This window comes from Caballeronia sp. LZ032 (assembly GCF_031451315.1).
Lineage (GTDB): Bacteria > Pseudomonadota > Gammaproteobacteria > Burkholderiales > Burkholderiaceae > Caballeronia.
This window is the reverse complement of the sequence record NZ_JARUXP010000037.1, coordinates 1-1103: the sequence shown is the minus strand read 5'-3', so window position 1 is coordinate 1103 and position 1103 is coordinate 1. Positions and strand designations below refer to the sequence as shown.

Here is a 1103-nt window from a genome sequence, read left to right as displayed (position 1 = left end):
AAGGAGCGACAACCATGACCGGATAACGACCGACAATCATCCCGGTCGACCGGCCAAAATGATTGTCGGTAAACCGGCCGTGCTGCTTGACGCTATCCAGATACGCCAACAACTGGTTCGCATCCGCGTCATGCAAATCAATCAGCTTCGCGGATTGCTGTATGAATTCGGCGTTGTTCTCCCACAAGGTCGCCGGCCATCGATTGAGGCTGCGAAGGCGGCGCTGGCCTCTCTGGGCAATCAACTCCCCGCGATGCTAACGGATAGTCTGCAAGATCAGCTCTCGCGACTCAGTGCGCTCGACGAGCAGATCGCACGGCTCGAACAACGCATTACCGATTGGCGGCGCAACGATGACGCATGCCTTCGCATCTCGGAGATTCCCGGCGTTGGCGTACTTACCGCGACAGCGGCGGTATCAGTCATTGGACAAGCAAGTTCGTTCCGGTCCGGGCGCGAGTTCGCCGCCTATCTCGGTCTGGTGCCGCGACAGAACAGTTCCGGTGGCAGGACGAAGCTCGGTGGCATCAGCAAGCGCGGTGACGTGTATCTGCGAACGCTACTGATCCACGGTGCGCGATCGGTTATCTCGAGCTCCAGACATTTACCTGAACGATTGCGTCTGCTGCTCACCCGACGTCCAACTAACGTCGTAGCAGTTGCACTCGCCAACAAGATGGCACGAACGATCTGGGCGCTGCTGGCGTACGGACGAACATATCAAGCCTCACCAACGCAGTAAGCAAGCTACGCAAGTTTAGAACCTATCCACGGTTGCACAGGTAGATTGAACGATGGCAAGACAGGTTGGACCGCGCAAAGGCAAGCCTGAGACATTACTCGGACATCAAGTCCGCTTTTTAGATTAGGACCTTTGCGGCGAAATCCATCGGGGCCGGCGGGCACGTCCCGCGATCGAGTCCGGATATAAGTCCGCAACCACCCTCCTCGCCACGCACAATTACCTTGCAAATGGGAGGCGACCATATAAGTAATGTCGGGTTTGGGCTCATTAGAAATGTCCGGTTTTGCCCTGTAAGGCGCACGCTGACGATGGCGCGTCTTCCAGGGGCTCACCATGAACGAGCGTGGTTTCATCACGG

Annotated in this window: 1 protein-coding gene; it reads left to right on the top strand. The window is 57.0% G+C overall.

Annotation, left to right across the window (positions count from 1 at the left end):
* On the top strand, window positions 1-742 hold a 742-nt coding region (locus tag QCE69_RS39290; protein WP_309936148.1), incomplete at its 5' end, for an IS110 family transposase.
* Between the last annotated feature and the right edge of the window lie 361 nt (window positions 743-1103).